The following is a 24563-nucleotide window of genomic DNA, read 5'->3' on the forward strand; positions in this document are numbered from 1 at the left end:
TGTTTTAGCAACTTGGATTATTGACATTTTTTTAAGGCAAAACGTACAAAAATTAATAAGACCCGCCCGATAATCGGACAGGCCCGTTATTCAGCTTGCTTCCCCGCCGCCAGGCCGCAAAATCGCCGCCCTGACGCCAAACAAAATCAGGCAAACAGCGCCGGCACTCCCATGTGCAGCCGCATATCGCCGAGGGTTTGCCCGGAGGCTATTCGTTCAATGGCGTCAATGGCCCGCTTTTGCGGCATGAAATTCGAAAATCTTTTGCCTCCATATTCGGGCATAAAGCCGCCGATCAGCCGGGCTCGAGAGCACCCTGGTCCCGGTTGACATATTCGATCTAGACGGTCTTCGGTTTCGGTGCCCATATTTTGATACGCCGGGTCCGTCAATTAAGCTTGGAAGCCTGAATATCTTCTTTTGACGTGCTTCCTACGGTATACGCCTTGGAACTGTTAATTTCAATCGTCTTCGTCAGTTTGAGCTTGGTGCGGAAAAAATGCCCGTTCTCGCTCATTAAAAAGTCATACGTATTTTCTTCGGGGAGGGCATCGATAATAATTGGCGTCGTCGAATACGACACCTTGTTTATTTCGTAATTCCGGATGCCCTCGATGTAATCGGAAATGGCTTTGCGCTTAAGGTCGTCCTCCTCTTCGGTGAAGACAACCGGCTCCGGCACGTACGCAGGCTGCGGCGTTTCCTGCCACTTCGGTTTCAGTTCTTTTTCGTTCACGTAAAAATCCCCGGTATACTTCTCTTTGGCCAGATGAAGCCCGCCGACGTCAACGCCCATTCTTTTCACATCTTTTAACCGGTAAAAGTAGCCTTGATCCGTCATGTTGATCAAAACGGGATATTGTGCGCCCAGATAAGTGAAATATTGCGCATAAGGGCTCATCAGCACGATTTCAGTATACTGCGTATCGGTTCCGTCCGTTGTCTGCTCAGGGTATTTGCGGCTGTTGACGTAGATCGTTTTGTTGCTTTCCTTCCAATTTACGATCGCGCCCAAATACGTTCCCAATTCTTTCACCGGCAAGTAGCTCGTATTGTTATAAATCAAAGGGGGATTTGCCAGCGCCACCTGCTTCCCGTCTACGACAACTTGAAAATCCTTGCGCAAATAAGCGTCCACCCGCTCCAAAACATCCTGGGCATACACGCCCGCCGTAAAACAGGTGCCCATCAAAGTACCGACAACCGTAAATTTCGTCCATTTGCTTACTCTCATAGCATTAGCTTCTCCTGTCTGCAAAGTAATGAAATGTCTGGAAATTATTCGCCATAAATCGCCATTCTCCTGCTTTTTCCAACAAAACAGCTCCAAAACGCCAGTGACTTTCCCGGGCAATGCTTCAAACGTCCCTGGAGTCTGACGGGTGAACTCTGTTGAAGTTATGCACAAAAGCAGCTCCGCCTGCCGGGCGACTTTTGCTTGCGAAGCGGCCGCCAAGGCGCTTCGCGGCCTATGCATGAGCTATGTACGGATCATTGCAGGAATTGGCAATTTGCATTAGAATGAGTGAAAAAAGTGTCAACAGGAGAGGAATACACGATGAATTTCAGCGGATTTACGGAGCACGATTTCGATACATTTGCCATTGCCGGCCTGGACGGCCGAATGGAGGCCATTCGCGAGCGGATTCAGCCCAAATTCAAGGCGCTGGGCGACTCCTTGTGCGAGGATCTGTCCCTGCTGTCCGGCACGGAGATGTTTTTGCATATAGCCAAGCACGCGCGGCGCACCGTCAATCCGCCTGTCGATACATGGCTGGCGATTTGCCCGAACAAACGGGGCTACAAGCAGGTGCCGCATTTTCAGGTCGGCCTGTTTGACGACCGGCTTTTCATTTGGCTCGCGCTCATTTACGAGCTTCCGAACAAAGACAAAATCGCCGAGCGTTATTTGGGTCAGCTGGACCGGCTGCAAAAAGAAGTGCCGAGCGATTTCGTATTGTCTTTCGATCATATGAAAAAAGATACGGTAGCCGTGTCGCAATTGGACCGCAGCGAATGGACAGCAGCGCTAACCCGCTTCCGCGATGTGAAAAAGGCCGAGCTCCTGATCGGACGCAATCTTGCCGCTAGCGAACCGGTTCTGAAGCGGCCTGCCGAGCTGGAACAGCTGATCAAGCAAACTTTTGAGAGCCTCATTCCGCTCTACCGGACTGCCGTCCAAGCCTGACAAAATTTAAGTTAGCTTAAGGTTCCATTCAAGTAAAATTTATCCTTTCTGTACAGACTAAGTGCTGTAATTCCGATTTCTGTACAGAAAGGAGGTATTCCGACCGATGAAACAAGCTTTTATGAAAAAGCTGATCGTCGGCTCCATCGCCTGCTCCGTGATGTTCGCCGCAAGCGCCGTCTATGCCGGAGGCCGCACAGCCAGCGCGCAGACGGAAGCGGCCCCGGCTGCGAAGGCGGCGGGCGACGAGCGCAAAGATGAGACCGCACACCACAGGCACGGGAAAAAGTGGCCGATCGTGGAAGAGGCCGCTTCCTTGATCGGGGTCAATAAAGAAACCATGATCAAATTGCTGCAAAGCGGCAAAAGCATTGCCGAGGTGGCCGCGGCCAAAGGCATCAGCGAAGCCGATCTGACCGCCAAGCTGCAGACGCTGCGCTCCGGCAAAATCGATGCCGCGGTCAAGGACGGCAAGATGACGGCCGACCAGGGCGAGCATATGAAGCAAAAGCTCCCCGAGCATCTGAAATCCATCTTGAACGAGAAACATTTGTTCGACAAGATGAACGATCACGGCAAATGGCACATGCACGGCATGATGAAGCCGGACTCCGAGAAGCTCGCCCTGTCGCTGGGGATGAGCCGGGAAGAGCTGAAATCCGAGCTTAAAGCCGGCAAATCGCTGGCCGAAATCGCCGCGTCCAAAGGCATTTCGAAGGACAAGCTCGTCCAAACGATCAAGGATCAGCTCACTCCTTCCATCGAGAAGATGATCAATTGCAAAAAAAATGACGGCCCCAAACAATAAGCCGCCGTTTACAACGGTTCTCCACGTACCAATTTCGGGCTACCGCGGCGAACAAACAGGCTGCCCCGCAAGGTCCGACGACCGCGGGGCAGCCTTTCATTATGTCAATTCTTTTTTCACTCTTTCCAGCATGTATCTGCTGGATTCACCCGGCACATTGCCGTTGCCCTTCATCGCAGATGCCAGCCTGTTCGGCTGATACTTCAGCTCGTCCATAATCCGGTGAATTTTGCTCCTCGTCTTATCGCTGATACTGCCCGTGTTGTTGATGACTTTGGATACGGTAGCCGTCGAGATCCCTATCGCTTTGGCAGTATCATAAATAGTTGGCTTCATCGCTGACACTTTCCTTTTCACTGGATCCTTCATTTTGTGCCAACATTGTACACCATTAAGCGGAAAAACTCTACGCCTTTCCAGGGAGCAGGCAAGAAAACGCCCTCCGGGCTGTGGGCATCGCGGGATCGCGATACGCCTGCGGGCAGCCCCGGGCTCGCGTTTCGCCTGCGGGCAGCCCCGGGCACACGGTACGCCTGCGGGCATCGCGGGCACGCGTTATAGCTGCGGGCATGACGCTGAATGGGGCTGCATAGCGTTAGCGATGCACATCTGCTTGCAACAGCTCGGCAAACGTCATTCTGGCCCCGAGCCATTGGGCTCAGCCCGCTGCAACACGCCCCTTTGTTGCCGCAGCCGGAAGGGGCCTGAACCGCTTGGAAAAGCCAAAAAGCCTGCGAAAGTGCAGGCTTTTTCTTTAAAAGTAGTTCATTTGGCTGAAAAGCCTGCAATTGTGCAGGAATTTTCGACTCAAACGGGTTTGAGCGCAGAAATGTGCTGAAATTCCTGCACATTTGCAGGAATTTCCCATTACGCGCGTCTTAGCAAGCAAAAAGCTGCACTTTTGCAGGCTTTCTGCGCATAACCGAATAGATGCATCCGCTCTGGCGGGCGGGTTTTCCAACAGTCTGACTTTTGTGACTTTTGCAGACTTTCCCCCGCGCCGGCAACGGGCCGAGCCCGCCGATCGCGCCATTCGGGCCGTGCAGGCCGTCACGGACCACGCCCGCCGCTCCGACCGCCCGAACGGCGGGCCGGCAGTACCGCGCGCAGCTCCCAACGCGCCGCTACAGGCACGGCTTCCCCGGCTTCGCTACGCGGTCTGCCCCGCCGCCGCACGGCGGTCCAGCAGCACGAAGCGCTGCAAAAGCAACGTCGCGGCCAAGCACAGCACGCCGCCGATCAGGAACGGCAGCGCCCGGTCAAGCGCGAACACAGCCCCGCCCAGCAGCGGCCCCGCGATGCGGCCCAGACTGTCCATCGACGAGCTTAAGCCCGTCGCTACGCCCTGCCCGACCTTCGTCCGCTGCGTGATGAGCGAAGTGACACAAGGCCGGATCAGCGCATTGCCTGCGCCGAAGACGGACAAATACACCGCGGCGCTCACCACGCTTGTCGAGAACAGCAGCAGGAAGAACCCCGCTGCGGACAAAATGAGCCCGATCGCGATTACGCGCTGTTCGGCCCCTTTTTTCACCAGCCTCCGCACGACGCCGCCTTGAATCAGCGCCCCGACAATGCCGCTCGCCAGAAACATCATGCCGATGTCAAAAGGCGTCGCGCCGATTTTTTCCATTTGAAAATACTGCAATGTCGCTTCCAACCCGGCAAGCGTAAACGTAACGAAAAACGACAGCACATACAAATATTTGAGCGATCCGGCAAACGCCGTCCATCTGGAAACTTTGCTTTCCTTGGCCGCGGCGGCGCGTTGATCCGCAGGCAGCGATTCTTTCAAAACCATGTAAGCGAATACGAGAGAAACGAACGATAAACCGGCCGATGCGAAAAAAGGCAGCTCCAGCCCCCAGCGGCTCAAAATCCCGCCCAGCGCCGGTCCGAAAATGAAGCCCAGCCCGATGGACATGCCGACCATCGCCATCCCTTTCGTCCGGTTCTCGGCTGTCGTAATGTCGGCGACATAGGCGACTGCGCAAGCGGTGGCCGCGCCGGAGAACAGTCCGCCCAAGATGCGGGATACGTACATGATCCATAGATGGCCGCCGGCAAAGCCGAATATTAAAAAGCTCACGCAAAAGCCGACCAAGCCGATCATGATGATAGGTCTGCGGCCGATGCGATCCGACATGGCTCCCCACACAGGCGACATGAGAAAAGACGCCGCCGAATAGACGGATAGCAGCAGCGCGTTGTGAAATTTGTCTCCTCCTGCCCCGACCACGACTTCCGGAAGTACGGGAATGATGATGCCGAAGCCAATGAATATCGTAATAAGCAGCAGGCTGATAATTCCGATTTGTTTATTCATGTTGCCAGTCTTCCTCCAATTGCAGCATTTTCCATTATCGTACCATACCTTTTTTTCCGATGGAAATGAACTTTTGAAGAACAAGCAAAATAATGAGAACCGAGCCGCTCAGCAAAAACGGCGCATGGTATCCGTAAATGTCCCACAGCTTGCCGGATACGATCGGTCCGATGATCATACCGAGCCCTTCGATCGTCAGGAAAAATCCCCAAACCGCCCCTCTTTTCTCGGGAGGGATCGCCGATGCGATCAACGCGTTCCAGGAAGGAATGATCAGGGCGTAGCCGATGCCCAGCACGGCGACGAGAACATACAGCAGCCCCATCCCCCGCGCGTAGGTGAACAGCAGCAGGCTGGCTGCGCTCAGGGAAAAGCCCGCGACAAGAAATGGGCGAATGCCGATGCGATCGACGAGCTTGCCCATCGGGATCAAAAAGAGCACGGTCACCGCCCCGCCGGCGATCAAAAACATGCTGTATTGAAACGAAGACAGCTTCAAAACTTCCCGCGCATACAGCGTCAAGATCGGCGTAAGGATGCCGAGCGCGAACGTCTGCGCGAACATCGCGGGAAACAACAGCGGGCTGACCGTCATCGATTGCCTGACCTCGCGCATATAGGCCGCCGCTCTTTCCGGCCGGCTACCGCGATTAGCGGGTATGTGCGCCGCTCCTTCGCCCTTCTCCGGCGCTTGCCGCCCTCTCGCCATCTTCCCTCCCGCCGCTGGTCTTCCGGGCAGCAGCAGGGCAACCAGTACGACTAGGGTCATGCAGCCGATAATTAATTGAAAGGCCGGACGGAAATTATGGTCCGCAATAAAAAAGTTGATCGCCACCGGACCGAGTCCGACGCCGGACAGCCAAGCCATATAGACGACGCTCATAATCGTTCCCTTCGCTTCGTCGCCGGCCACCTCCGTCGTACCTGTAATGACGCACGGCCACAGCGGAGCCGTGCCGAAGCCCAGCAGCGCGCAAGCCAGAATCGTCCAGATGTACGCGGACGTAGTCGCAATGAGCACGACGGAGACGAATGTCAGCAGGACTCCCGTCAGCATCACCGTCCGATAGCCGAATCGGTCGATGATCCATCCAACAGGGGTGCGCAGCACATTATCTCCAATATACTGGGCAGCGAGCGTCCAGCCGATAACGAAAGCGGAAGCGCCCAGGGCCGTTTTCATATAGACCGGCAAAATCGTCAGCAGCAGAGCGCCTTTCACAAATTCGACCACGAACATAATGATCAATAGTTCCAGTACAAACGGCGAAAACAAACGCTGTTTTTTCCATTTTTTCAAACTATTCATGGGATTGCCGCTCCTTTTCCCGACGTTTCCGATCTTTCCTGTTAGTTTTGCCGCAAGGCGTGCAAACTATTTTCAAAAATTTCACTTGCATGAAATCTCTATTTTGTTATACTCATTTTGTTTGTTGCAAAGATCGACAAGCAAATCCACTATAGAAGGGAAGCGATAATCAGGTGGACCATAACCGTACCCCCCTGTTCTCCGCACTGCTGGCGCATGCCGAGAAAAATCCGATTCAATTCCATATTCCTGGCCATAAAAAAGGAGTCGGCATGGACCCGGAATTTCGTTCCTTTATTGGGGACAATGCCCTGTCCATCGACCTCATCAATATAGCACCTCTGGATGACCTCCATCAACCGATGGGCGTGATCGAAGAAGCGCAAAAGCTTGCCGCCGACGCCTATGGGGCGGATCACACGTTCTTCTCCGTGCAAGGGACAAGCGGAGCCATTATGACGATGATTATGACCGTCTGCTCCGAAGGAGATAAAATTATTATTCCGCGCAACGTACATAAGTCCGTTCTTGCGGCTATTATTTTCGTCGGCGCGAAGCCTGTGTTCATTTCGCCTGCCCGCGACAAAAATCTCGGGATCGATCACGGCATTACGACCCGCTCCGTCCGCAGAGCGCTTGAAAAGCATCCGGACGCAAAAGCGGTACTCGTTATTAATCCTACTTACTATGGCGTCTGCACGAACTTGACCGAAATCGTAGAGCTCGTCCACAGCTACAACATGCCTGTTCTTGTGGACGAAGCGCACGGCGTGCTCATTCATTTTCACGACCAGCTTCCGGTGTCGGCCATGAAAGCGGGCGCGGATATGGCGGCGACGAGCGTGCACAAGCTCGGCGGCTCCATGACGCAAAGCTCCGTTTTGAACGTGCAGGGCAATCGCATCAATCCGAAGCGCATCCAGACGATCATCAGCATGCTGACTACAACTTCGACCTCCTATATTTTGCTCGGTTCGCTCGATACGTCGCGCAGACATTTGGCACTGAATGGCCGCTCCATGGCGCAGCATGCGCTGGATCTTGCCCATTACGCGAGAAAGCAAATCAATGAAATTCCGGGTCTCTACTGCTTCGGCGACGAAATTTTGGGCGATGAAGCTACATTTAATTTCGATCCGACAAAAATAACGGTCCACGTCCGCAAGCTGGGAGTTACCGGCTTCGAAGTCGAGAACTGGCTCCGCGACAATTACAACATTGAAGTGGAAATGAGCGATATGTACAACATTCTTTGCCTGGTCACGCCGGGGGACACCCGGGAGAACATCGATACTTTGATCGAGGCGCTGAGCAAGCTGTCCAAAGTGCATGACGGCAGCGGCCACATCCATGAAGTTGTGGTCAAAATTCCGGCCATCCCACAGCTGACCTTGACTCCAAGGGATGCGTTCTACGGGGAAACGGAAACGATTCCTTTCAAGGAAGCCGCCGACCGCATTATCGCGGAGTTCATTTACGTCTACCCGCCGGGCATCCCTATTCTTCTGCCGGGGGAAGTCATCACGCAGGAGCTGATCGATTACATCGTCGAGCACGTCGAAGTCGGTCTTCCCGTCAAGGGCCCGGAAGATCGCAGCGTGCAAAACGTCAAAGTCATCGTGGAGACGCAGGCCATTTTCTAAACGCGCGCAATCGTGCTGGATAAATATTGTAAAACCGTTTACATGGTGCTATGATGTTGTTGATGTGCTGATATGCTTACGACGCAAGTTTTCCTTCGGAAAACTCTTAGGAGGTCGCAAAACAATGGCTCAAAGCGCTTATATCAAGTTCGTGGCAGGCTCTGCCGTCTCCGCTCTTTCTTTGGACGAGGTCAAGGAGAAACTGCTTCATTACCGGGAACAGCTTGCCCTTACGGCGAAGCAGCTCGGCTGGGAATACGACGAGGCGGGATTTCCCTACACGATCGAAACGAAGCCGGAAGGCGACGGCAAATGGTTTTACCTCAAAGGAACGAATCCGCTGTACAAATATATCGTCGTCGGCGTCGGCAGCGAAGGCTCCCAGGACGAGGGGCGCCATTTTGTGCAGATCGTGTTGCCGGATAACGCGACTCATGGCGACAAGAGCAAGGGCAACGAATTCAGCAAATATTTGGGTCGTCAGTTGAAAGCCGAACTTCACTTGTTTAACGGAAGAATCATGTATTTTAACCCCCGGAAATGACGCAAACCGGCTGAATGTCAAGTGTCCAGGATATAATGAGAAACCCCCTTTCAGAACTCGCTCGCTCTGAAAGGGGGTTTTATGTATCGTTTTTACTCGTCAGCTTCTTGAGCTATAATTTCGTTGTAAATGGTAACGACACGTTCCCATTCCGCTTCGTCCTCGATATTGACGAGGTAAGCTTCATCGTCTTCTTCTTCGACACGGAAAATGACCCCGTCTGCCTCAGGATCGTTGCGATCCAACAATACGGCATAGGCCTGTTCTTGAGATTGGAAGGTGTACACCATCACCATCTCATGCTCTTTACCGTCCTCATCGGTGACGATAAAAATATCTTCCCCATGCTCATGATCGTGATCACAGTCTGGGCCGTGTACATGATCGTGTTTATGATCGCTCACAGGCAGAACCTCTCTTCATCAAATAATTGGTTTCCCAATCATGGTAACATTTTCGATAGGAGAGGTCAAACCACAGTTTGCGGACCCGCTCTTAATTGGACTGGATCTGCTTTTCCGAAACGACGTTGTAATCGGAAGAGCCTTCCTGCCGCATGGCAAACTTGACCAAATAGTTTCCGGACTCGTCAAACGAAACGTTGTACAAAGGAACTTTGAGCCAGAACGAATCCTTGACCTCCGTAATATCTTTGACCACAGGGTCTACCACGCTGTTCCCGCTCGGAGAGATGATCGATACCTGGACGGAATTGATGTTCGTTTTGAGGTTGTCAACCTGCGCGAAGACGATGATCATATCGGCTTTCTTGCCTTTCTCCACGACCCCAAAAGGCACGAACGACGAATCCTTCCGCACTTCCGTCGTAAAGAACATATGCACGTTCGGTTTGTACAAAGACACGGTCTTGTTCGTATTGTCCCACTTCACCAGCGCTTGCAGCGACTGCGTCAGCGAGCGAAGCGGCAGAACCGTTTTGCCGTTAATAATGAGCGGCGGCACATCCGAATCGGAAAACTCTTCCGTTTTGTCGTTGACGACCAACCGCGCAATGCTGAATCCCTCATAATTCCCCCATATCGATGAGGCCACCACAGTAGCCGTACTAAGAATAAAAAACACCAGCATCAACGCAAATATACGCTGAACTTTCATCCCTTTCATCCCTCTTAACCCCTCCAGCTCTCGTTAGTAGTCTTCCTGTCTGCATCTTTATACTCCGGATGATGGGAAGAGTTGCGTCCGTTTTTATAAATTTGAAAAAAAAGCGAGAACCCGGTTCGTATACTCGGAAGGATAAAGCTTGTACGAGCCGACATGTCCGGCTTTTTCCGTAAGCCACAGCTGGGACGAGTGTCTGTTCCTGCTCCACATCGCCTCGCTATGGGTATAAGGAATAGCGCCGTCATTCCGGCTGTGGATGAACAAAATCGGCCTCGGGCTGACGCGGTCCACGGCTGCAAGCGCATCCACCCGCTCCGGGGCGATGCCCGTCATCCGCGGCAAAATCGTCAGTATGAGCGGGGTGAAAGGATAATGAGGAAGCTTCGACCAGACCGGCAAATTCGCCCGAAGGTAAGGTCGCAGCTGACTGAAGGGGCTGTCGGCAACGACGCCCACAACGGAGTCCTCCTCCGCCGCTGCGAGGATAGAGGCGCTGCCTCCCATCGAGAAGCCGATCAGACCGATCGCACCCGGCACATGCCGCTTGGTCCAGTCGATGGCGCCCAGCAGGTCCTGTTTTTCCAAAAAGCCCACGGTCGTCATCGAGCCTTCCGATAGCCCCGAGTTGCGGAAATCGAACATGAGAACGTGATAGCCGGCCTGTACGAGCGACCGGGCGAGAGCCAGCGCGGGAAGACTTTTTTCCAGCCGTGTCCCCGCGTATCCGTGGGCTAAAATGATCGTCATCCGGGCATCAGTCCCGGAAGCCGGCAAAAACCATCCGCGGAGGTTCGCGTCTTTCGTTCTGCTTTCAAAGGCAATATCCTGAAACGACAGGCCGTATGCAGCCGGAGAATCGTCGACAGGCTTATGCGCGGGGTGTGTAAGACGCCACCCAACATGGGCGGAAATAGCGACGCTTCCCGCCGCAGCCAGGAGAAATAAACTTCCAATTGTCCACATCAACATGCCCGACTCTCAACACCTCATCAAAAAGCAATAAATTGTAGTACCATTTACCTAATGAATCATGTAAACTTACAATAAAAGTGGCAATTACTAGGAGGACTTACTGAAATGGCCTGTTCAACGAAACTCGACATGGAAATTGACCGTTTAAAAAAACAGCTGGTGGCAACCGCCGCCGCTTACAAATACAATCTTCACCATCCCCAAGTCATCGAAATCAGCCAAAAACTGGACAAGCTGATCGTCAAGCAGATGAAACAGATCGCCGCTTCATAAGCTTCCGCCGTTTTTAACGGTAAGCTTGCGGAATTGCATATACATGTAAATGCGCCATGGAAGCAGCATTCCGTATGCAAGCACGAAAAAAACAGCCCCCGTTTGATAAATCGTGATCCACTCTTCCACGTAACCGTGCAGCGCGAATCTGACCGCCAGCAGAACAAGCAATATCCCCACAAATGCCTTGGAGCGCTTCATATACACGTGGCCGTCCTGGACGTACATGTTCGACGTCTTGATTAACGGATAAGAGAAGAGCAGCGCGCCGACCAAAAAAGAAGCGATCCCCCATTCCACGGGAATTCTTGTGACCGGTGCAATGAACATCATAAACCCTGTGCTCATCCCGATCGGCGGCATGATGATTTTCATAGTGTTGACCGGCTTCGAAGAAGCCCGCATTCTGACCAGCATTACCATCAATGCCATGCCAAGAGACCCGAACAGGGATACAGCATGCAAATGAGAACTTAGTGCATAAGTCATCTGAAATCCCTCCAATCTGCTTTCCCTCCATTATAACATCGTCCCTTATTGTTCAAAAGTCATTTTACATAATGGTTGAAATTGTTCGAGCTCCCATGCTACATTAGAAAAAGAGGCTTTTTTGTCGAATATTGGAGGCGAATGAATGAGTTTGCAAATTCAAATGGTAGGCACCGGCAGTGCATTTGCAAAAAACTATTATAATACAAGTGCGCTGATCATTCACGATCGTCAAAAGGTGCTCATTGATTGCGGCTACTCGACTCCCCAATCGCTTTATCAGCTAGGGATTGCCCCGGACCAACTTGACGGGATTATCATTACACATATACATGCGGACCATGTTTTCGGTCTGGAAGAGATCGCTTTTCGTTTATTTTACGATTATAACAAGAAACGGATCAAGCTGTTTGTCACGCAGCCGGTCGCCGAAACGCTGTGGGAGCATACGCTCAAAGGCGGCATGTATAACCCGAGCGCGGGATGCGTCGGCCTATCGGACTATTTCGAAGTCGTGATCGTCGAAGCTTCCGTGCCAACCCTGATATTTCCCGGACTTCACATCGAAATGATACAGACACCGCACATACCGGATAAACCGAGTTATTCCATATTTATTAACCATCATGCTTTTTACAGCGCCGATATTCAATTTGACCGCAGCCTGATCGTGGACGAGGTCGTAGGCAGACGGAAGTGCACCGTTATTTTTCACGACTGCCAGCTTAGCGGGACGCCGATGATCCACGCTACGCTCGATCAATTGCTGACGCTTCCGGACGACATTCAGCAGCGCATTTATTTGATGCATTACAACGACACCATGGAGAGTTACATCGGCAAAACAGGCCGTATGACATTTGTGCGCCAGCATCAAACCGTGAACTTATCCGAATAAAAACACCGCCTTCCAGCCATCCTATACAGAGGAGGCGATTGAAATGAACCCTTTTGACCCAACTTCGGCAAAAACCGGCGCTGCCGCGCAATCCGGCAAAGAGCAAGTCGTAGCCGTACGCAAAAACGGGGACGGCGACATCGTCCAACTGCAATTGTCGTCGGGAGCCGTCGTCGATTACAAACAGGCGCAGCAGATGGCCAAAGCCGGACAGATTGAACATGTCAACGTATTCAGGGGCCGGGACGGCGATGAGCATTTGCGTTCGGACGCCGACGGCAATCCCGATAACAATTTGGACAATTTACCTACGTTCTAGTTTGGTTTTAAACAAGAATCCGCAGAGACTTCGGCTCGCGGGTTCTTTTTTTCGAGAAAATCCGCCTTTATTTACTAATATTTACTATCGTCATGCAGGTATTTACTTGTCTATAGAGAACATTACACATATTGCTCATCCGAATTCCCTGTTTTTAACATAAAGTCATACATGCACTCAGGAGATGATATCGTGATCTTGAACTGTATTCTTTACGCTTATGCCGGTGTTATGTGCGTATATGCATTTGTGACAAATAGCGCCATTTATCCCGCTCCTGTTATTTTGTACTGCGTTCTGTATATGTCGAGCCTGCATCTGAACAATCGGCATGCCGCCCTCCCCTGGGTTCGCCTGCTGTTAATAGGCGGCTTTCACTGGGCTGCACAGCAAAATATAGCGCTGGCGCTGTACCTGCTTTCCATGTCCCGGGATATTGGCATGGAAGAGCGCAGGCGTGCGGCATGGCCGTTAGCAGCCGCTTATACAGTCGTTTATATGGCAATTGCCGCCAATATGCCTGGCGCTTACGGTCCGGGCTTGCTCTGGTTGTTTGCCGTCAGCGGTTGTTTGCATTTCGCGTCCGCTTTTGCATTGACCCGCTCCAATCGATCCGCAGCGAAACAGACGGAGCTTCTGAGGAAAGAGCGGACAAGACTCTCGACGCGGGATTCCTTGACCGGGCTGTACAACTACGAGGAATGCCACCGCCGTCTGGAAGAGCTTGTTGCCGAAAAAAGCAGCCTGGCGCTCATTTTGATCGACTGCTATGACTTGAAGTCCATGAATACGGCGCGCGGTTTCCAGGCCGGCAACTTTATTTTAAAGCAAATCGCCGAGCTGCTGAAAATTTTGTTCTCTGACGCTCTGATCGTCGCCCGGTACGGAGGAGATGAGTTTGCGGTCGTCATGCCGCTGCAAGACGGCAACCACAAAAACAATGTCGCCTCCTACAAACTGCAGCTCGATTCGGAGCTTCCCAAGCTGACGGGCATCCAAATTACATACGGCATCGCTACCTATCCGTTTGAAGGACAGACGAAGGATGATCTGATACTTATGGCCGAGCACCATTTATTTTTGAAGAAACGGGAAGTGTGGCTAAAACGCGAGGAGCATATGCTGCGGTCGGAAAAGCTGCGGGTAGTGGGAGAATTGGCTTCCGGCATGGCCCACGAAATACGCAATCCGTTAACGACCATCCGCGGTTTTTTGCAAATTTCTAAAGCAAACGATTACAATATCGAAAGCTGGTACTCAATGATTATGGACGAAATCGATCGAATGAGTGAGCTTACGGCTGAATTTCTGCAGTTTTCCAAGCCGCATTCCACACAGTTCAGCATCCACTCGCTGCATGAGTGCGTAGCTAGGGTCGTTTCGCTGACGGAGTCTGAAGCCACCAGGCTGGGGCATATTTTAAGCTACAACATACCGGGCACGCCTGTATATGTCGTTATGGATCAGGATAAAATGATTCAGTTGATTCTCAATTTGGTGAAAAATGCATGCGAGGCCATCACGGAAAACGGCTTGATCCGGCTGCAGCTCACTGCCGACCAGAAGCATGCGACACTCGTCGTAGAGGACAACGGGCCTGGCATTCCGAGCGATTTGCAAGAAAAAATATTTCATCCCTTTTACACGACAAAAGAAAGCGGTACAGGGCTTGGCTTGTCCATCTGCTACAAAATTGTCCAGGATCACGAAGGGACCCTGGAAGTGGAGAGCCAGGTCGGCCAAGGCACCCGCTTTATTATTACATTCCCGCTCGCTTCGAATCAAAGCGCTCCGCTGGACCAAGCCGCTTATATTTAAAGCGGCTTTTGCATGCTGACGTGCGGGATGCCGGCATCGTCAAACGGCTCGGGCGAAACGACATGATAGCCCAGCGACGTATAAAAGCCCTCCGCCTGGCATTGGGCATCCAGCATCGCGGAGACGCACCCCAGCTCTTTCGCGTGCTCTTCCATCGCAAGGACAAGCTCCTTGCCCAGGCCTTTGCCGCGGTGTTCCGCAAGAACAGCAATCCGCTGCAATTTGGCGATTCCTTCCGCATACATATACCAACGCGCTGTCGCGGCAGCTTGTCCACCTTCGAGAAGAAGAAAATGATGGCTTGCTTCGTGAGACTCGTCCTTCTCATCCATTTCCAAATGTTTGGGAACCTGCTGTTCCTCTACAAATACTTTCATCCGGATATCGAAACAGGACTGCAGTTGTTCCTTGTTCGTTACGTGAATCGTTTCTGTCATGTGACGCACCTTCCTTTCCAAAGTCCAGCTTATCTCATTGCCGGGGCTGCCGCAAGCGGCGATTTCGCCGCCGGTTTAGATTCTGTCCCCACTTTTTGATACAATGAGAGTATGAGCTTGCAAAAAGGAGTTTTGTCAATGAATATAGCCTTCTTCCTACTACCCAAATCTGAAGTTATTACGACTACTATGCAGACAACGCTGCGTCAAATTCTGGAACGCATGGAATACCATCGGTACACGGCAGTTCCGATCCTCTCCGAGAACGGCCACTACGTCGGGACCGTTACAGAAGGCGACTTGCTCTGGTTTCTCAAAAATTCCGAAGGCATCGGCTTCGAGAACGCTCACCGGCACCTCCTGCAGGAAGTGCCGCTGCGAATGAACAACAAACCGGTTCATATCCACGCGGATATGGAAGATTTAATCGAACTGGCCAAAGTGCAAAACTTCGTTCCTGTCGTCGATGACGCGGATAAATTTATCGGCATCGTGCGCAGAAGCGATATCATCGAATATTGCGCCAAACAGATGTTCAGATCTCCTTCTGCCGCGGCAGAGCATTAAAGCTAATGAAGCCGGCCTCCCAAGTCGGCTTTGTTTTTATTTTTGCATATTGCGGTCACCAAAAAAACGTATGTAATAATGGCAATCGATATAATTGGATAAGAATGATAGGTTTTTTACTGAGTGGAAAGCAGGATGTGCGAGGAATGAAACAACGACGGACAGCGAAAGAATGGTTGCCGCTGAGGAACAATGCAGAAGAAAAGAAGCCCGATTCCGCAGCTGCAGCTTCGATATGACGGCATCTTATTGAGGAAATTTCACCGGTTCAGACGGCATCGGCTTGGCGAAGGGCTGTACAGGCGGCGTCGGAATGTCGCTGTTGTCCGATTCTTCTTCCTCACTCAGCCACCGCCCGAAATCGGCCATATGCAGCCCTAACTGGTTCATTACTTTACTGATATCCATTTCTCTCATGATCCGCACCTCGTTTAATGGTTTGTCTATTCTCTTTTTCTACCCTATACTTTAACCATCATTCCAGCTCCTGTAAATAAGTGCATATTGTCGAAACTCCTAAAAAATAAATCAATCCAATATAAAGAAATCTTGATCGAATAATTGCCATTTCGACAAAAAGAACCGCGCAGGCGGTTCCTTTGTCTTATTGCAATTGGCCGGAAGACGAATTTTTGGATGAAACAAATTCACTGGCCCAATCGACCATGCCGTTCATCAGGGTGAGCACCAAATTTACGGCGTCCTTCTCCGTCATCGCCCCGCTGGACTGGTTGCAAACGTATTGCGCCGTCTTTTGCTCCAATTTTTCCACAAGATCTTTAATTTTCAGCAGCTCGTACGCCAAATCCGACACCTGGTTTCCGCCGCCGTTCCTTTGATTCGATTGCTGATTTTGTTGATTTTGTTGATTTTGCTGATTTTGTTGGTTTGACTGAGTCTGCTGGTCCTGACAACCGGCCTGATCTTGCGGCTGGCTGTTATTACCGGACGCTTGCTGCTGCCCGCCGCTGTTTTGATCCTGATTTTGCCCGTTCTGCGAGTCCTGTCCGCTGTTTTGTAACATTTTTTTCATCTGCTCCAGTTCGATAAGCATCATATCGTTTTGCTTGGTCAGTTCGTCCATTTGCAGCTTCAAGTCTTGAGTTTTGATCATTATCATAATCGCCCCTTTGCTTATTTCACAACGCCGCAGGCGACTCGTTTGCCCGAATTGCCTGACGGGTCTGTAATGAAATCATCGACCTGCTCATGGATAATCAAGCTTGTACCGCCGGGCTTCAAGAGCGAGTTAGGCTTGTCCTGAGGAAGAACGACCAACTTTGTCGTTACGTCCATTTGGCCGTTTCCCTGCGCATCCACCGCCAAATTTGGCAGATCGCCTACGTGCGTTCCCTTGGGATTCAGGAATCCATGTTCTTTCTTATACGTATTGAAATGGGCGCCAGCGGTAGTAAATTCCGGAGCTTCGCACACGCCGTTCTCATGAATATGAAAACCGTGCATACCCGGTTTCAATCCGCTGACCTGAAGCTGAATCCGAACTCCATCCGCTACGGACTGCAGCTTCGCCGAACCGATCTTTTGCCCGGTCGTTCCGATCATGGACACCTGAATTTCAGCGGGCTGCCCCGCCTCCTTAACAGAAACACTTTTCACACTCTGGCAACCGCTTATCGTAAGCAGCATGGCACTTGCGGCCAACAATAATTTTGTCGAATTCACGGACGATTGACCTCCTGCGTCTTGGGATTTGCAAAAACTACACTTAGGATGCGCAAGTGAATCCGACAGTAAACATCAAACGGATACAATTTTTCAAAAAAAAATCCGCAATCTTTTCGATTGCAGACTACTATGGGGCTATATGTTATAAAATGGTCATCAGCTTGGCGATCGTTTGCAAATTTTCCAGCTTGCGCTTGTAAAAATGGAATTCGACCTTGGCATGCTCTACCGCGGCTTCCACGCGTAAAACCTGCTCCTGCAAATCTTTGGTATACGGCCACATCTCGGCTTGGCGCTGCTGCTCGTTCTTCCCGTTCACCAAGCCTTCGCCGATCACTTCGCACTCTTTGGCAAGCAGCCGATGCTTCGCCCAGGCCAATTCCGTTACGGCATCCGTATAGATCGCTTCCGCCTGTTTCAGCAATTCAGGCACAAGCTGCAATTCCAAAATAACATCCGACCGATTCATAAAGGTTCCTCCTTGCCGGCTGACTCACGCTTTATTAAAAGATAGGGATCCGGAATTTATCGCCCTGTGAAGAATACACAATCGCTTCCGAGCCCAGAAGGTCGATCTTCACCAGCGACTCCCGTATCCTGCCGATCGTTATTTTGTTGGACCCTAACGCCTTGATTAACCTCGGAAGGAGCTTTCGGTCGGTGCCAATCAACCTCACTGGAACTTTCCTCTGATTAAAAAAAATAATCACATTGTTCACGCACGAACCATCTCCTTATATATCTTTTGACTTTCTATGTATATGTGCACGCCTTATTTTTATGAGCGGGAGCGAAGGCAATCGGTTCCGTCAGTTCTGAGCGGAAAAATTATTGTGATTGCCCGTATAAATAGTCTGAACATTCAAAACAATAAAGGCGTACCATAAAAAAGGAGATGATGATCAATGGCAACTAACAACGCTTTAGTCGTACAACAAGCAAAGGCAGCATTGGATCAACTGAAGTACGAAGTCGCTCAGGAAATTGGTGTTCCGCTCTCTCCGACTGGCTACAACGGCAACCTGGCCACACGCGATGCCGGAGCAATCGGCGGCAACATTACCAAGCGTCTGGTGCAAATTGCCGAGCAACAGCTTTCCGGCTTCAAACGCTAATCCTTTGATGTAGGAGCAAGCAAAGCATAGAAGGACTGTCTCCCCTTGCGGGGCGGACAGTCCTTTGCAATGCAAATTCGGCGCTTTATTCCCGCCGGCCGTGGGCTTGTTCGGCCATTTGCTTTATATATGCGTTCCGCTTTTGCAAAAACCCGGCCATATACCGCTTCAAAAACATCATGTCCGCCAGCTTGCCGAGCACCCCGAGCGGCGAGGTGTAATCAAACACATCGGTCATGATCGTTCCCGCTCCGCTATCCGCAAACTCATGCGAATGCCGGAAACGCTGAAAAGCTCCGCTGACCATCTCGTCCACAAAACGGTGCGGCTTGTCGAACTCCGTAATTTTGGCCGTCAACCGCTGCCTGATGCCAAAATGAACGGCTTCCCAAGTGACCGTCTCCCCCAACTCGATAAGACCGCTCGTCACGCCGGCTACCGCCCTCTCCTTCGTCTGCGAAGCGGACTTGGCATGAATATCGATACTTCTCGCCAAATCAAAACAAATCTCTTTCGGAGCGTTAATGTATAGCTCGATTCGAATTACAGGCATGTCGGTTCCCCCAGTCAGCATCCATTATAGCATTTTCCGGGAAGCATTCATGCCCGACTCCTAATTCAAAAATTTCTTCTGTTTGGCTTTTTCTCCGGCTTTCTCGTGCTCGTAAACGGACAATCCGAACATAACCATCGAAATCGCGAACATGACACAGACCAGTACAAGGCTCATCCAAAAGTAATGATGAATTTCAAGATATACCATCGTGGGTATCGTCGCCATTAGACACGCATACAAAACGATATTTAGTTTCTTCGAACGTCCTCGTTTCATCGCAATTCAGCCTCCTTCCGTATCGCAAGACAAAGTCACCTATTCGACAATTTTTTGGATCCGCAGTTTGGCCAGAAGCAGATTGTGATCCGCTCTCAGACTGTTAATGTCCAGCGCGGAAGAATCATTGACAACCTTGCTCGGTATCGATAAGCCTTGATTTCCGATAAAAGTTCTGCGCATTACATAGATCGATGTATCGTCCGTAACAAAACCGTTCTGCACATCGGCCCCGACCTGATTGCCAATGAACGAAATTTTCGTATCCGTGTAGGCGTAATACAATTGATACCCTGCAAATACGAAAGCATTCGTGCAGTTCGATATTACATTGTCCGAATAAGTTTGATTGAATAATTTATTGCCGTAAAAAGCTGTCCCGCAATCGCTGATCGTATTGTCGGCATAAGAACATAGCAGCTGCTCATTGTTAGACACGCCCACATCGAATCCCGAAATCGTATTGCCGGAAATGCTGCATCTGGATGCGTTGGCTCCCCCGGATGCGGCTAAATGAATGGCCGTCGATCTCCTTTGGGTATTCCTGAACGTATTGCCGGTTATCGTAACGTTATAGGAACCGCTGATGCAGTTAATGACACTGTACGGCGTACCGTCGGCAAACGAGTATCCGCATTCCTCGAAGACGTTGCCGGAAACCGTGATGCCGTTGGATGAGTTCTGTATGTGGACAGCCTCTTTATGAATCCCGTAAAACACGTTGCCGGTTATCGTCATGCTTCCGCCGCCCGCTACACCGATTGCAAATCCGGCGCTCGCGCTTACGTTGGACAACAAATCAAAATAATTGCCCACGATGGAAATATTCGAGAAATCAGCCAAATTAATTTCAATATAATCGTATCCCCCGTTAAAAAACGAGCACCCTTGGACGAGCAGTCCTCTGCCCCGGGCACTATTGTTCAGTAAAATGCCGTATCCGACATTACCGAACTTGCACTGAAGAATTGAAATGCCGTTCACAAAAGTCGTCGAACCGTTATTGATGGCGACACCCTGCGTACCGTCTAAAAAGCACACATTCGAAATGGTCAGCACGGAAGTCCCCCCGGCAATATAAATGCCGATTTCTCCGGACGTATTTAACTGAAAAGTCAAATTGGAAACGGTTGACAAGCTCCCATTCGTAATCACCACCGCAGAGCCCGCAAAACTCGAAGAAGCTTTAAGAATCGAAAGCTCCCCTTCCCCTACCAGCGAAATATTGGACGGAATGGTGATCGCGCTTGCCACTAAAAATACCCCGTTCGGCACATAAACGGTTCCTCCTCCTGCCGCTGCGGCCGCGCTGATGGCATCCATGATTTTTACCGTTTGATCCGAATTTCCGTCTCCTACCGCCCCATAATTCGTAATATCGTACTTGAACATTGGCATCACCTCCCCGCCTTCTGCGGTCCTGTTATTTCGCTTCACTTCTTCATATGTTCCAAGATATGAAAATAGCACCGCCCCAAGTCGATCCGTTTGACGGAGCAACGCCCATTCGGATATGGATGGCACGGCGGCCACTATCATGACGGACACTACCATGGCGGCGGACATCACCGCGAGACTTCCAAATAAATCGCCAGCCCAAAGTGAAAATTTGGAAAATTCATCTCATTTTAAGGTAGCATTCATAATTGAATGCTACATTTCTTTTGTAGTACATATTGAGAGCCGGAGTGATCGAAAAATGAGCAGTATCAGGAAAAAATCAGCCGCTGTTTTAGCCGCGGCAGCATTGCTGTTAGGCGGCAGCTCCACCTTATTAAGCGGCAATGCGTATGCCCAAACGACGGCCAAGCATACCGTTCACACCAAAAACGTTGCGCAAAATTATGCTCGATGGTCAACCGCTCAACTGGTTGCCAACTCCGCTTCCGTTTTAAAAACAGACGAAAAAACGATCTACGCCGAATTAGCCAAACACGTTACGTTGGCCAAAATTGCTAAAGAGAAAGGCTTTCCGGAACAAGCTTTCGAACAAAAGCTCATCGACATTGCCGACAAGGAAATTGACGCGGCAGCCAAGAAGGGCACAATCAAAGCGGCTGACACGGCCAAAACCAAACAAAAAATCGGGAAATTCATCAGAAACCAAATTTTCAACAGCAAGCTGTACACCGTCAAACATACTGCCACGACCAAAAAATCCAAAACTTCCTGATACGCCCGGGGCCGCTTTCAAGCAGCCCCTTTTGTTATGTTACGGGGACGTTTTTTTCTTTCAATAGATGAAAAAAATTGCAATTTTGTTTATTTTCAAACAGAATTCATTTTGAAAATCTGCTAATATTCGAATAAAAGGGGGGACATTTATGATACAAATCATTTGTTTGCTGATAGCCGTATTATTTATAATTGGTATTTCTATTGGTGATGACAACGAGCAAAATGAACCTCCGGACCGGTTTATTTCAAATACAGCTGACTCCTAGCTACGCCTACATCGAAACTACGAATTGAGCTTACATAAGAAACAAATAAGCTGAGCTGCAAAACATGCCTTCTGACTTCCGGGTCAGGAGGTTTTATTTTGTGCTGCTGTTGTTTGGAACAGTTGAATCCACCGCTAGTAATGTTATTTTTTGGTAAACATATTGTAATATAATCCCTTATTTTATATGCTTTTATTGTATTACAAACCAAACATATATTGTGGAGGGATTATTTATGAAAAATGTAAAATCATTCGTACTATCCGTTGCTGTCGCCGCTTCGCTGTTCACAGTCGCTTCGGCCGCCTCTGCTCACCCGCTGGTTAATTTGCACAACTACAGCACATTCAACACATATAAAGCAGCATTGGAGAAGCAATATGCAATTGATGGAAACAATGCCCACGATCAATGGGAGCTTGACGAGCAATATAGACATTACAGAGCCGATATTGCGATTGCGACCCCTTATTACAACGGCTTGGGAACCGGAACCCCCCGCTTGGATCTTTTAAACTATTCCAGCTATCAAGCTTATAAAACCGAATTGGATAGAGTAGTTATCGAAGATTGGAATCATGCTTATGACCAATGGGAGCTTGACCGGATCTATTCCCAATATCAAGCCGACAGCGAATCCGCAAAAATTTATTTCGGAGTGTAATCCGGCATATCTAAAAGCAGACAAAGCCGAAAGCCCTTAGAAATCAAGGGTTTCGGCTTTTAAGGCTGTACGATAATGGATGGGATGCTGAACAATAAGTTTACAAGCAGAGTTTTGCCATGTTATGTTATATTTAAATTACTAACAGGAGGCTAAACGGATGAAGGACAACCAATTAAACCGCATGGAAGAAATGCTGGGAACACTAATCAAAATGGTTGGGGAAAATAACAACAGGCTGAAGACGCTTGAGGACAAAACTGATCGGTTCGAGAGCAAAGCCGATACGCTGGGGTCGGATATGCAAGAAGTCAAAAGCATTGTCAAAGAACTGATGCAAGGACAAGAAAGGCAAGATCGCATTCTTGAAATGCTCTCCGTAAAATCCATTGAAACGGACTCATATATTCGGGATTTTAAACGAAAAATGTAGTGAAGCTCACTCATCCAATATCGAGTGAGCTTTTATTTTTGGCCGAAAAGAGCATTCTTGACCAAATCTTGACCAGGAACCGATTTTTGCAATCATTTACAAGTAGACAAAGTCTCAGAAATGCAAAAAACCCTTGATAATCAAGGGTTTTTCTATATGACCTGTAGTGGGCTCGAACCACTGACCCCCACCCTGTCAAGATGGTGCTCTCCCAGCTGAGCTAACAAGTCGTTTCAGTGACAAGTAGTAATATATCAAGAATTTATCTAATTGTCAACAACTTTTCTAAACTTTTTTTATTCATTCATTTTAGCTGCATGTCAGGCTGAAATATCCATCCCCCTCTTCACCCTCCAATTGCTCTTTGCGAGGGACCACGTCCATGTGCACAAGGGCAGCGTCCACAAAAACGGCGCATACGGGAGATAGCTTTCCGCCGGCACGCCAAGAATCGTACCGCATACGATGGCCAGCATGTTCCAAGGGATGATGGCGGCGAAAACGAGGCTTGAATCCGCGACGACACGGGCGAGCTGGCTGCGGGGAAACCGCAGCTCCCAAATCGGCAGCAGGCTGCGTCCGGTCATCATGATCGGCAACGTTTGCGTGCAGGATATGAGGCTAAGCACTAGTCCGAAAAGAGATGCCCGCAGCGTGGCAACGAAGAGTGAGGACGTGGTGCCGAGCAGCTTTTGCATGTATGGCTGCAGAGCTTGATTCGCTTCGAGGATGCCGTTGTACGCACCGGCAAGCGCAATAAGAATCATCAGCTCGATCATGCCTGACAGCCCTTTTGTTTGCAGGGAAGTAAACGCACCGGAATGGTATCCGTCCCACAAAACGCGAATCCATTCGTTCCACTGAATATGCTGAAAAATAGTACCGGCGGCAACTGCAGCCGCGATCGAACAAATAAAGGCATTCCTCGTTCGGATACGGAACAAAATGGATCCTAAAAGAATAAGCACAGGCAGCAGCAGCCACAAGCTATAGGCAAATCCGCCGCGAAACTGCTCCTGCAAGGCGGATACGCCGCTTTTGTGCCAGCCTCCGTTCAAATCATGCGCCACGAAAAAGACGGCCGACAATCCAATCGCACCGACTGTGGTCGGGAGCAATGCTTTGAATTGCCTTTTCACAGCCACGCCTGTGGAAGCCGCCGTCAGCTGATGGGCGCTGGAAAACGGCGACATCCTGTCGCCCACGAACGCTCCGGATACGAGCGCGCCGGCGATGAGAGGAAGCGGAATTTGCAGCACGGCGCCCAACCCCATGAGCGGGATTCCGACGGAGCTTAGCGTTCCTGTAGACGTTCCCAGGAGCATAGAGATAATCAAGGAAACCACAAACGCAAATGTGACGAAAAAAGCCGGATCGATGAGCGAAATCCCCCCGTCGATCATAAACGGAATCGTACCGCTGGCAGTCCAGGCAGGGATAATCAAACCGACTAAAGCAAGAATCCATATCACTTCTCTGGTATGCTGTATCCCTTTCAACATTTGGGATGCGGTAGATCGAACGGTATTGCCTGCCCGCAGGCTATAAAAAATCAAAGTAAAAAGCCCCAACATAAATCCAAGGGCTAGAGGAATTTGAAGCGCATAGGCAGCTGCTAATCCGATGATCGTCACACTTACAGTAAATACCAGCCGGCCCGCAGTCAGCATCGC

31 protein-coding genes and 1 tRNA gene are annotated in these 24563 nt (G+C 50.3%); 14 read left to right on the forward strand and 18 right to left on the reverse strand.

Annotated features, from left to right (window positions below; genetic code table 11):
- Window positions 1–388: 388 nt before the first annotated feature.
- Complete coding sequence (locus tag AC3G2T_RS10495; RefSeq protein WP_488435405.1) at window positions 389–1234, reverse strand: stalk domain-containing protein; 846 nt, start codon at window positions 1232–1234, stop codon at window positions 389–391.
- A 148-nt stretch (window positions 1235–1382) separates the two neighbouring features.
- Between AC3G2T_RS10495 and AC3G2T_RS10500 the strand changes: the two genes are divergently transcribed.
- From AC3G2T_RS10500 to AC3G2T_RS10510, 3 genes are all read left to right on the forward strand, one after another.
- Window positions 1383–1520, forward strand: coding sequence for a hypothetical protein (locus AC3G2T_RS10500; RefSeq protein ID WP_488435406.1), 138 nt, complete (start codon window positions 1383–1385; stop codon window positions 1518–1520).
- A gap of 38 nt (window positions 1521–1558) precedes the next feature.
- On the forward strand, window positions 1559–2188 hold the full coding sequence (locus AC3G2T_RS10505; RefSeq protein WP_488435407.1) for a YktB family protein: 630 nt from the start codon (window positions 1559–1561) through the stop codon (window positions 2186–2188).
- 106 nt (window positions 2189–2294) lie between these two features.
- Window positions 2295–2996, forward strand: a complete 702-nt coding sequence (locus tag AC3G2T_RS10510; RefSeq protein WP_488435408.1) for a hypothetical protein — start codon at window positions 2295–2297, stop codon at window positions 2994–2996.
- A gap of 99 nt (window positions 2997–3095) precedes the next feature.
- Here AC3G2T_RS10510 and AC3G2T_RS10515 read toward each other — a convergent pair whose 3' ends face one another.
- The 3 genes from AC3G2T_RS10515 to AC3G2T_RS10525 all read right to left on the reverse strand — a co-directional run bounded on the left by AC3G2T_RS10515 (window position 3096) and on the right by AC3G2T_RS10525 (window position 6631).
- Window positions 3096–3332, reverse strand: coding sequence for a LacI family DNA-binding transcriptional regulator (locus tag AC3G2T_RS10515; RefSeq protein ID WP_488435409.1), 237 nt, complete (start codon window positions 3330–3332; stop codon window positions 3096–3098).
- 814 nt (window positions 3333–4146) lie between these two features.
- Window positions 4147–5322 carry an MFS transporter gene (locus AC3G2T_RS10520; protein ID WP_474684910.1) on the reverse strand — a complete coding sequence of 392 codons (1176 nt, stop codon included), beginning with the start codon at window positions 5320–5322 and terminating at the stop codon, window positions 4147–4149.
- A gap of 34 nt (window positions 5323–5356) precedes the next feature.
- Window positions 5357–6631: an MFS transporter gene (locus AC3G2T_RS10525; RefSeq protein WP_488435410.1), complete on the reverse strand. Its 1275-nt coding sequence runs from the start codon at window positions 6629–6631 to the stop codon at window positions 5357–5359.
- A gap of 173 nt (window positions 6632–6804) precedes the next feature.
- Here AC3G2T_RS10525 and AC3G2T_RS10530 point away from each other — a divergent pair, with 173 nt between their 5' ends.
- Both AC3G2T_RS10530 and AC3G2T_RS10535 read left to right on the forward strand, forming a co-directional pair.
- Window positions 6805–8274 carry an aminotransferase class I/II-fold pyridoxal phosphate-dependent enzyme gene (locus AC3G2T_RS10530; RefSeq protein WP_488435411.1) on the forward strand — a complete coding sequence of 490 codons (1470 nt, stop codon included), beginning with the start codon at window positions 6805–6807 and terminating at the stop codon, window positions 8272–8274.
- A gap of 124 nt (window positions 8275–8398) precedes the next feature.
- Window positions 8399–8818 carry a DUF1885 family protein gene (locus AC3G2T_RS10535; RefSeq protein ID WP_474684907.1) on the forward strand — a complete coding sequence of 140 codons (420 nt, stop codon included), beginning with the start codon at window positions 8399–8401 and terminating at the stop codon, window positions 8816–8818.
- Between the two features lie 92 nt (window positions 8819–8910).
- On the opposite strand, the gene AC3G2T_RS10540 is transcribed toward AC3G2T_RS10535, so the two are convergent.
- The 3 genes from AC3G2T_RS10540 to AC3G2T_RS10550 form a co-directional block, all read right to left on the reverse strand.
- The gene (locus tag AC3G2T_RS10540; protein ID WP_474684906.1) at window positions 8911–9222 is read right to left on the reverse strand and encodes a DUF1292 domain-containing protein; all 312 of its coding nucleotides are present in this window, start codon (window positions 9220–9222) and stop codon (window positions 8911–8913) included.
- 91 nt (window positions 9223–9313) lie between these two features.
- On the reverse strand, window positions 9314–9934 hold the full coding sequence (locus AC3G2T_RS10545) for a stalk domain-containing protein (RefSeq protein WP_488435412.1): 621 nt from the start codon (window positions 9932–9934) through the stop codon (window positions 9314–9316).
- A 93-nt stretch (window positions 9935–10027) separates the two neighbouring features.
- The gene (locus AC3G2T_RS10550; RefSeq protein ID WP_488435413.1) at window positions 10028–10912 is read right to left on the reverse strand and encodes an alpha/beta hydrolase; all 885 of its coding nucleotides are present in this window, start codon (window positions 10910–10912) and stop codon (window positions 10028–10030) included.
- Window positions 10913–11020: 108 nt separating this feature from the next.
- Here AC3G2T_RS10550 and AC3G2T_RS10555 point away from each other — a divergent pair, with 108 nt between their 5' ends.
- Window positions 11021–11188 (forward strand): aspartyl-phosphate phosphatase Spo0E family protein, encoded by a 168-nt coding sequence (locus AC3G2T_RS10555; protein WP_474684903.1) that lies wholly within the window; start codon window positions 11021–11023, stop codon window positions 11186–11188.
- Here the strand turns inward: AC3G2T_RS10555 and AC3G2T_RS10560 are convergent.
- Window positions 11183–11677 carry a CcdC family protein gene (locus tag AC3G2T_RS10560; RefSeq protein WP_488435414.1) on the reverse strand — a complete coding sequence of 165 codons (495 nt, stop codon included), beginning with the start codon at window positions 11675–11677 and terminating at the stop codon, window positions 11183–11185. The two genes, AC3G2T_RS10555 and AC3G2T_RS10560, sit on opposite strands and share 6 nt — an antisense overlap.
- Window positions 11678–11822: 145 nt before the next feature.
- On the opposite strand from AC3G2T_RS10560, the gene AC3G2T_RS10565 reads away from it, so the two are divergent.
- The 3 genes from AC3G2T_RS10565 (at window position 11823) to AC3G2T_RS10575 (ending at window position 14712) form a co-directional block, all read left to right on the forward strand.
- Entirely contained in the window at window positions 11823–12575 is a 753-nt protein-coding gene (locus AC3G2T_RS10565) for an MBL fold metallo-hydrolase (RefSeq protein WP_488435415.1), read from the forward strand.
- A 43-nt stretch (window positions 12576–12618) separates the two neighbouring features.
- Window positions 12619–12894, forward strand: a complete 276-nt coding sequence (locus AC3G2T_RS10570; protein WP_474684900.1) for a DUF3892 domain-containing protein — start codon at window positions 12619–12621, stop codon at window positions 12892–12894.
- A gap of 192 nt (window positions 12895–13086) precedes the next feature.
- Entirely contained in the window at window positions 13087–14712 is a 1626-nt protein-coding gene (locus AC3G2T_RS10575) for an ATP-binding protein (protein ID WP_488435416.1), read from the forward strand.
- Here the strand turns inward: AC3G2T_RS10575 and AC3G2T_RS10580 are convergent.
- Window positions 14709–15149, reverse strand: a complete 441-nt coding sequence (locus AC3G2T_RS10580; protein ID WP_488435417.1) for a GNAT family N-acetyltransferase — start codon at window positions 15147–15149, stop codon at window positions 14709–14711. The two genes, AC3G2T_RS10575 and AC3G2T_RS10580, sit on opposite strands and share 4 nt — an antisense overlap.
- Before the next feature lie 138 nt (window positions 15150–15287).
- On the opposite strand from AC3G2T_RS10580, the gene AC3G2T_RS10585 reads away from it, so the two are divergent.
- Complete coding sequence (locus AC3G2T_RS10585; RefSeq protein WP_474684897.1) at window positions 15288–15716, forward strand: CBS domain-containing protein; 429 nt, start codon at window positions 15288–15290, stop codon at window positions 15714–15716.
- Between the two features lie 246 nt (window positions 15717–15962).
- Here the strand turns inward: AC3G2T_RS10585 and AC3G2T_RS10590 are convergent, their stop codons facing one another.
- The 4 genes from AC3G2T_RS10590 to AC3G2T_RS10605 form a co-directional block, all read right to left on the reverse strand.
- On the reverse strand, window positions 15963–16133 hold the full coding sequence (locus AC3G2T_RS10590; protein WP_488435418.1) for a hypothetical protein: 171 nt from the start codon (window positions 16131–16133) through the stop codon (window positions 15963–15965).
- A 187-nt stretch (window positions 16134–16320) separates the two neighbouring features.
- Window positions 16321–16830, reverse strand: a complete 510-nt coding sequence (locus AC3G2T_RS10595; RefSeq protein WP_488435419.1) for a hypothetical protein — start codon at window positions 16828–16830, stop codon at window positions 16321–16323.
- Window positions 16831–16850: 20 nt separating this feature from the next.
- Window positions 16851–17399, reverse strand: coding sequence for a superoxide dismutase family protein (locus tag AC3G2T_RS10600; protein WP_488435420.1), 549 nt, complete (start codon window positions 17397–17399; stop codon window positions 16851–16853).
- 145 nt (window positions 17400–17544) lie between these two features.
- Window positions 17545–17871 (reverse strand): hypothetical protein, encoded by a 327-nt coding sequence (locus AC3G2T_RS10605; protein WP_474684893.1) that lies wholly within the window; start codon window positions 17869–17871, stop codon window positions 17545–17547.
- Between the two features lie 436 nt (window positions 17872–18307).
- On the opposite strand from AC3G2T_RS10605, the gene AC3G2T_RS10610 reads away from it, so the two are divergent.
- A complete protein-coding gene (locus AC3G2T_RS10610; protein ID WP_474684891.1) occupies window positions 18308–18517 on the forward strand; it encodes an alpha/beta-type small acid-soluble spore protein in 210 nt (69 codons plus the stop codon).
- An 85-nt stretch (window positions 18518–18602) separates the two neighbouring features.
- On the opposite strand, the gene AC3G2T_RS10615 is transcribed toward AC3G2T_RS10610, so the two are convergent.
- The 3 genes from AC3G2T_RS10615 to AC3G2T_RS10625 are packed head-to-tail and all read right to left on the reverse strand — an operon-like array spanning window position 18603 to window position 20741.
- Window positions 18603–19070, reverse strand: coding sequence for an SRPBCC family protein (locus tag AC3G2T_RS10615; RefSeq protein WP_488435421.1), 468 nt, complete (start codon window positions 19068–19070; stop codon window positions 18603–18605).
- A gap of 60 nt (window positions 19071–19130) precedes the next feature.
- Complete coding sequence (locus AC3G2T_RS10620) at window positions 19131–19349, reverse strand: hypothetical protein (protein ID WP_474684889.1); 219 nt, start codon at window positions 19347–19349, stop codon at window positions 19131–19133.
- Between the two features lie 39 nt (window positions 19350–19388).
- Window positions 19389–20741: a right-handed parallel beta-helix repeat-containing protein gene (locus AC3G2T_RS10625; RefSeq protein ID WP_488435422.1), complete on the reverse strand. Its 1353-nt coding sequence runs from the start codon at window positions 20739–20741 to the stop codon at window positions 19389–19391.
- Window positions 20742–21048: 307 nt separating this feature from the next.
- Here AC3G2T_RS10625 and AC3G2T_RS10630 point away from each other — a divergent pair, with 307 nt between their 5' ends.
- The 3 genes from AC3G2T_RS10630 (at window position 21049) to AC3G2T_RS10640 (ending at window position 22890) form a co-directional block, all read left to right on the forward strand.
- A complete protein-coding gene (locus AC3G2T_RS10630; RefSeq protein WP_488435423.1) occupies window positions 21049–21522 on the forward strand; it encodes a hypothetical protein in 474 nt (157 codons plus the stop codon).
- Between the two features lie 506 nt (window positions 21523–22028).
- Window positions 22029–22457: a hypothetical protein gene (locus tag AC3G2T_RS10635; RefSeq protein WP_474684886.1), complete on the forward strand. Its 429-nt coding sequence runs from the start codon at window positions 22029–22031 to the stop codon at window positions 22455–22457.
- 160 nt (window positions 22458–22617) lie between these two features.
- Entirely contained in the window at window positions 22618–22890 is a 273-nt protein-coding gene (locus AC3G2T_RS10640; RefSeq protein ID WP_474684885.1) for a hypothetical protein, read from the forward strand.
- A 157-nt stretch (window positions 22891–23047) separates the two neighbouring features.
- On the opposite strand, the gene AC3G2T_RS10645 is transcribed toward AC3G2T_RS10640, so the two are convergent.
- Together AC3G2T_RS10645 and AC3G2T_RS10650 are read right to left on the reverse strand one after the other, a co-directional pair.
- A tRNA-Val gene (locus tag AC3G2T_RS10645) sits at window positions 23048–23120 on the reverse strand.
- Window positions 23121–23210: 90 nt separating this feature from the next.
- A complete protein-coding gene (locus AC3G2T_RS10650) occupies window positions 23211–24560 on the reverse strand; it encodes a Na+/H+ antiporter NhaC family protein (RefSeq protein ID WP_488435424.1) in 1350 nt (449 codons plus the stop codon).
- Window positions 24561–24563 lie beyond the last annotated feature (3 nt).

Source organism: Paenibacillus sp. sgz302191 (assembly GCF_057749925.1).

Coding starts and splice junctions, on each gene's coding strand:
- AC3G2T_RS10495 (WP_488435405.1), bottom strand. CDS start 1,234: ATGAGAGTAAGCAAATGGACGAAATTTACGGTTGTCGGTACTTTGATG.
- AC3G2T_RS10505 (WP_488435407.1), top strand. CDS start 1,559: ATGAATTTCAGCGGATTTACGGAGCACGATTTCGATACATTTGCCATT.
- AC3G2T_RS10510 (WP_488435408.1), top strand. CDS start 2,295: ATGAAACAAGCTTTTATGAAAAAGCTGATCGTCGGCTCCATCGCCTGC.
- AC3G2T_RS10515 (WP_488435409.1), bottom strand. CDS start 3,332: ATGAAGCCAACTATTTATGATACTGCCAAAGCGATAGGGATCTCGACG.
- AC3G2T_RS10520 (WP_474684910.1), bottom strand. CDS start 5,322: ATGAATAAACAAATCGGAATTATCAGCCTGCTGCTTATTACGATATTC.
- AC3G2T_RS10525 (WP_488435410.1), bottom strand. CDS start 6,631: ATGAATAGTTTGAAAAAATGGAAAAAACAGCGTTTGTTTTCGCCGTTT.
- AC3G2T_RS10535 (WP_474684907.1), top strand. CDS start 8,399: ATGGCTCAAAGCGCTTATATCAAGTTCGTGGCAGGCTCTGCCGTCTCC.
- AC3G2T_RS10545 (WP_488435412.1), bottom strand. CDS start 9,934: ATGAAAGTTCAGCGTATATTTGCGTTGATGCTGGTGTTTTTTATTCTT.
- AC3G2T_RS10550 (WP_488435413.1), bottom strand. CDS start 10,912: ATGTTGATGTGGACAATTGGAAGTTTATTTCTCCTGGCTGCGGCGGGA.
- AC3G2T_RS10555 (WP_474684903.1), top strand. CDS start 11,021: ATGGCCTGTTCAACGAAACTCGACATGGAAATTGACCGTTTAAAAAAA.
- AC3G2T_RS10560 (WP_488435414.1), bottom strand. CDS start 11,677: ATGACTTATGCACTAAGTTCTCATTTGCATGCTGTATCCCTGTTCGGG.
- AC3G2T_RS10565 (WP_488435415.1), top strand. CDS start 11,823: ATGAGTTTGCAAATTCAAATGGTAGGCACCGGCAGTGCATTTGCAAAA.
- AC3G2T_RS10570 (WP_474684900.1), top strand. CDS start 12,619: ATGAACCCTTTTGACCCAACTTCGGCAAAAACCGGCGCTGCCGCGCAA.
- AC3G2T_RS10580 (WP_488435417.1), bottom strand. CDS start 15,149: ATGACAGAAACGATTCACGTAACGAACAAGGAACAACTGCAGTCCTGT.
- AC3G2T_RS10585 (WP_474684897.1), top strand. CDS start 15,288: ATGAATATAGCCTTCTTCCTACTACCCAAATCTGAAGTTATTACGACT.
- AC3G2T_RS10590 (WP_488435418.1), bottom strand. CDS start 16,133: ATGAGAGAAATGGATATCAGTAAAGTAATGAACCAGTTAGGGCTGCAT.
- AC3G2T_RS10595 (WP_488435419.1), bottom strand. CDS start 16,830: ATGATCAAAACTCAAGACTTGAAGCTGCAAATGGACGAACTGACCAAG.
- AC3G2T_RS10605 (WP_474684893.1), bottom strand. CDS start 17,871: ATGAATCGGTCGGATGTTATTTTGGAATTGCAGCTTGTGCCTGAATTG.
- AC3G2T_RS10610 (WP_474684891.1), top strand. CDS start 18,308: ATGGCAACTAACAACGCTTTAGTCGTACAACAAGCAAAGGCAGCATTG.
- AC3G2T_RS10615 (WP_488435421.1), bottom strand. CDS start 19,070: ATGCCTGTAATTCGAATCGAGCTATACATTAACGCTCCGAAAGAGATT.
- AC3G2T_RS10620 (WP_474684889.1), bottom strand. CDS start 19,349: ATGAAACGAGGACGTTCGAAGAAACTAAATATCGTTTTGTATGCGTGT.
- AC3G2T_RS10625 (WP_488435422.1), bottom strand. CDS start 20,741: ATGTTCAAGTACGATATTACGAATTATGGGGCGGTAGGAGACGGAAAT.
- AC3G2T_RS10630 (WP_488435423.1), top strand. CDS start 21,049: ATGAGCAGTATCAGGAAAAAATCAGCCGCTGTTTTAGCCGCGGCAGCA.
- AC3G2T_RS10635 (WP_474684886.1), top strand. CDS start 22,029: ATGAAAAATGTAAAATCATTCGTACTATCCGTTGCTGTCGCCGCTTCG.
- AC3G2T_RS10640 (WP_474684885.1), top strand. CDS start 22,618: ATGAAGGACAACCAATTAAACCGCATGGAAGAAATGCTGGGAACACTA.
- AC3G2T_RS10650 (WP_488435424.1), bottom strand. CDS start 24,560: ATGCTGACTGCGGGCCGGCTGGTATTTACTGTAAGTGTGACGATCATC.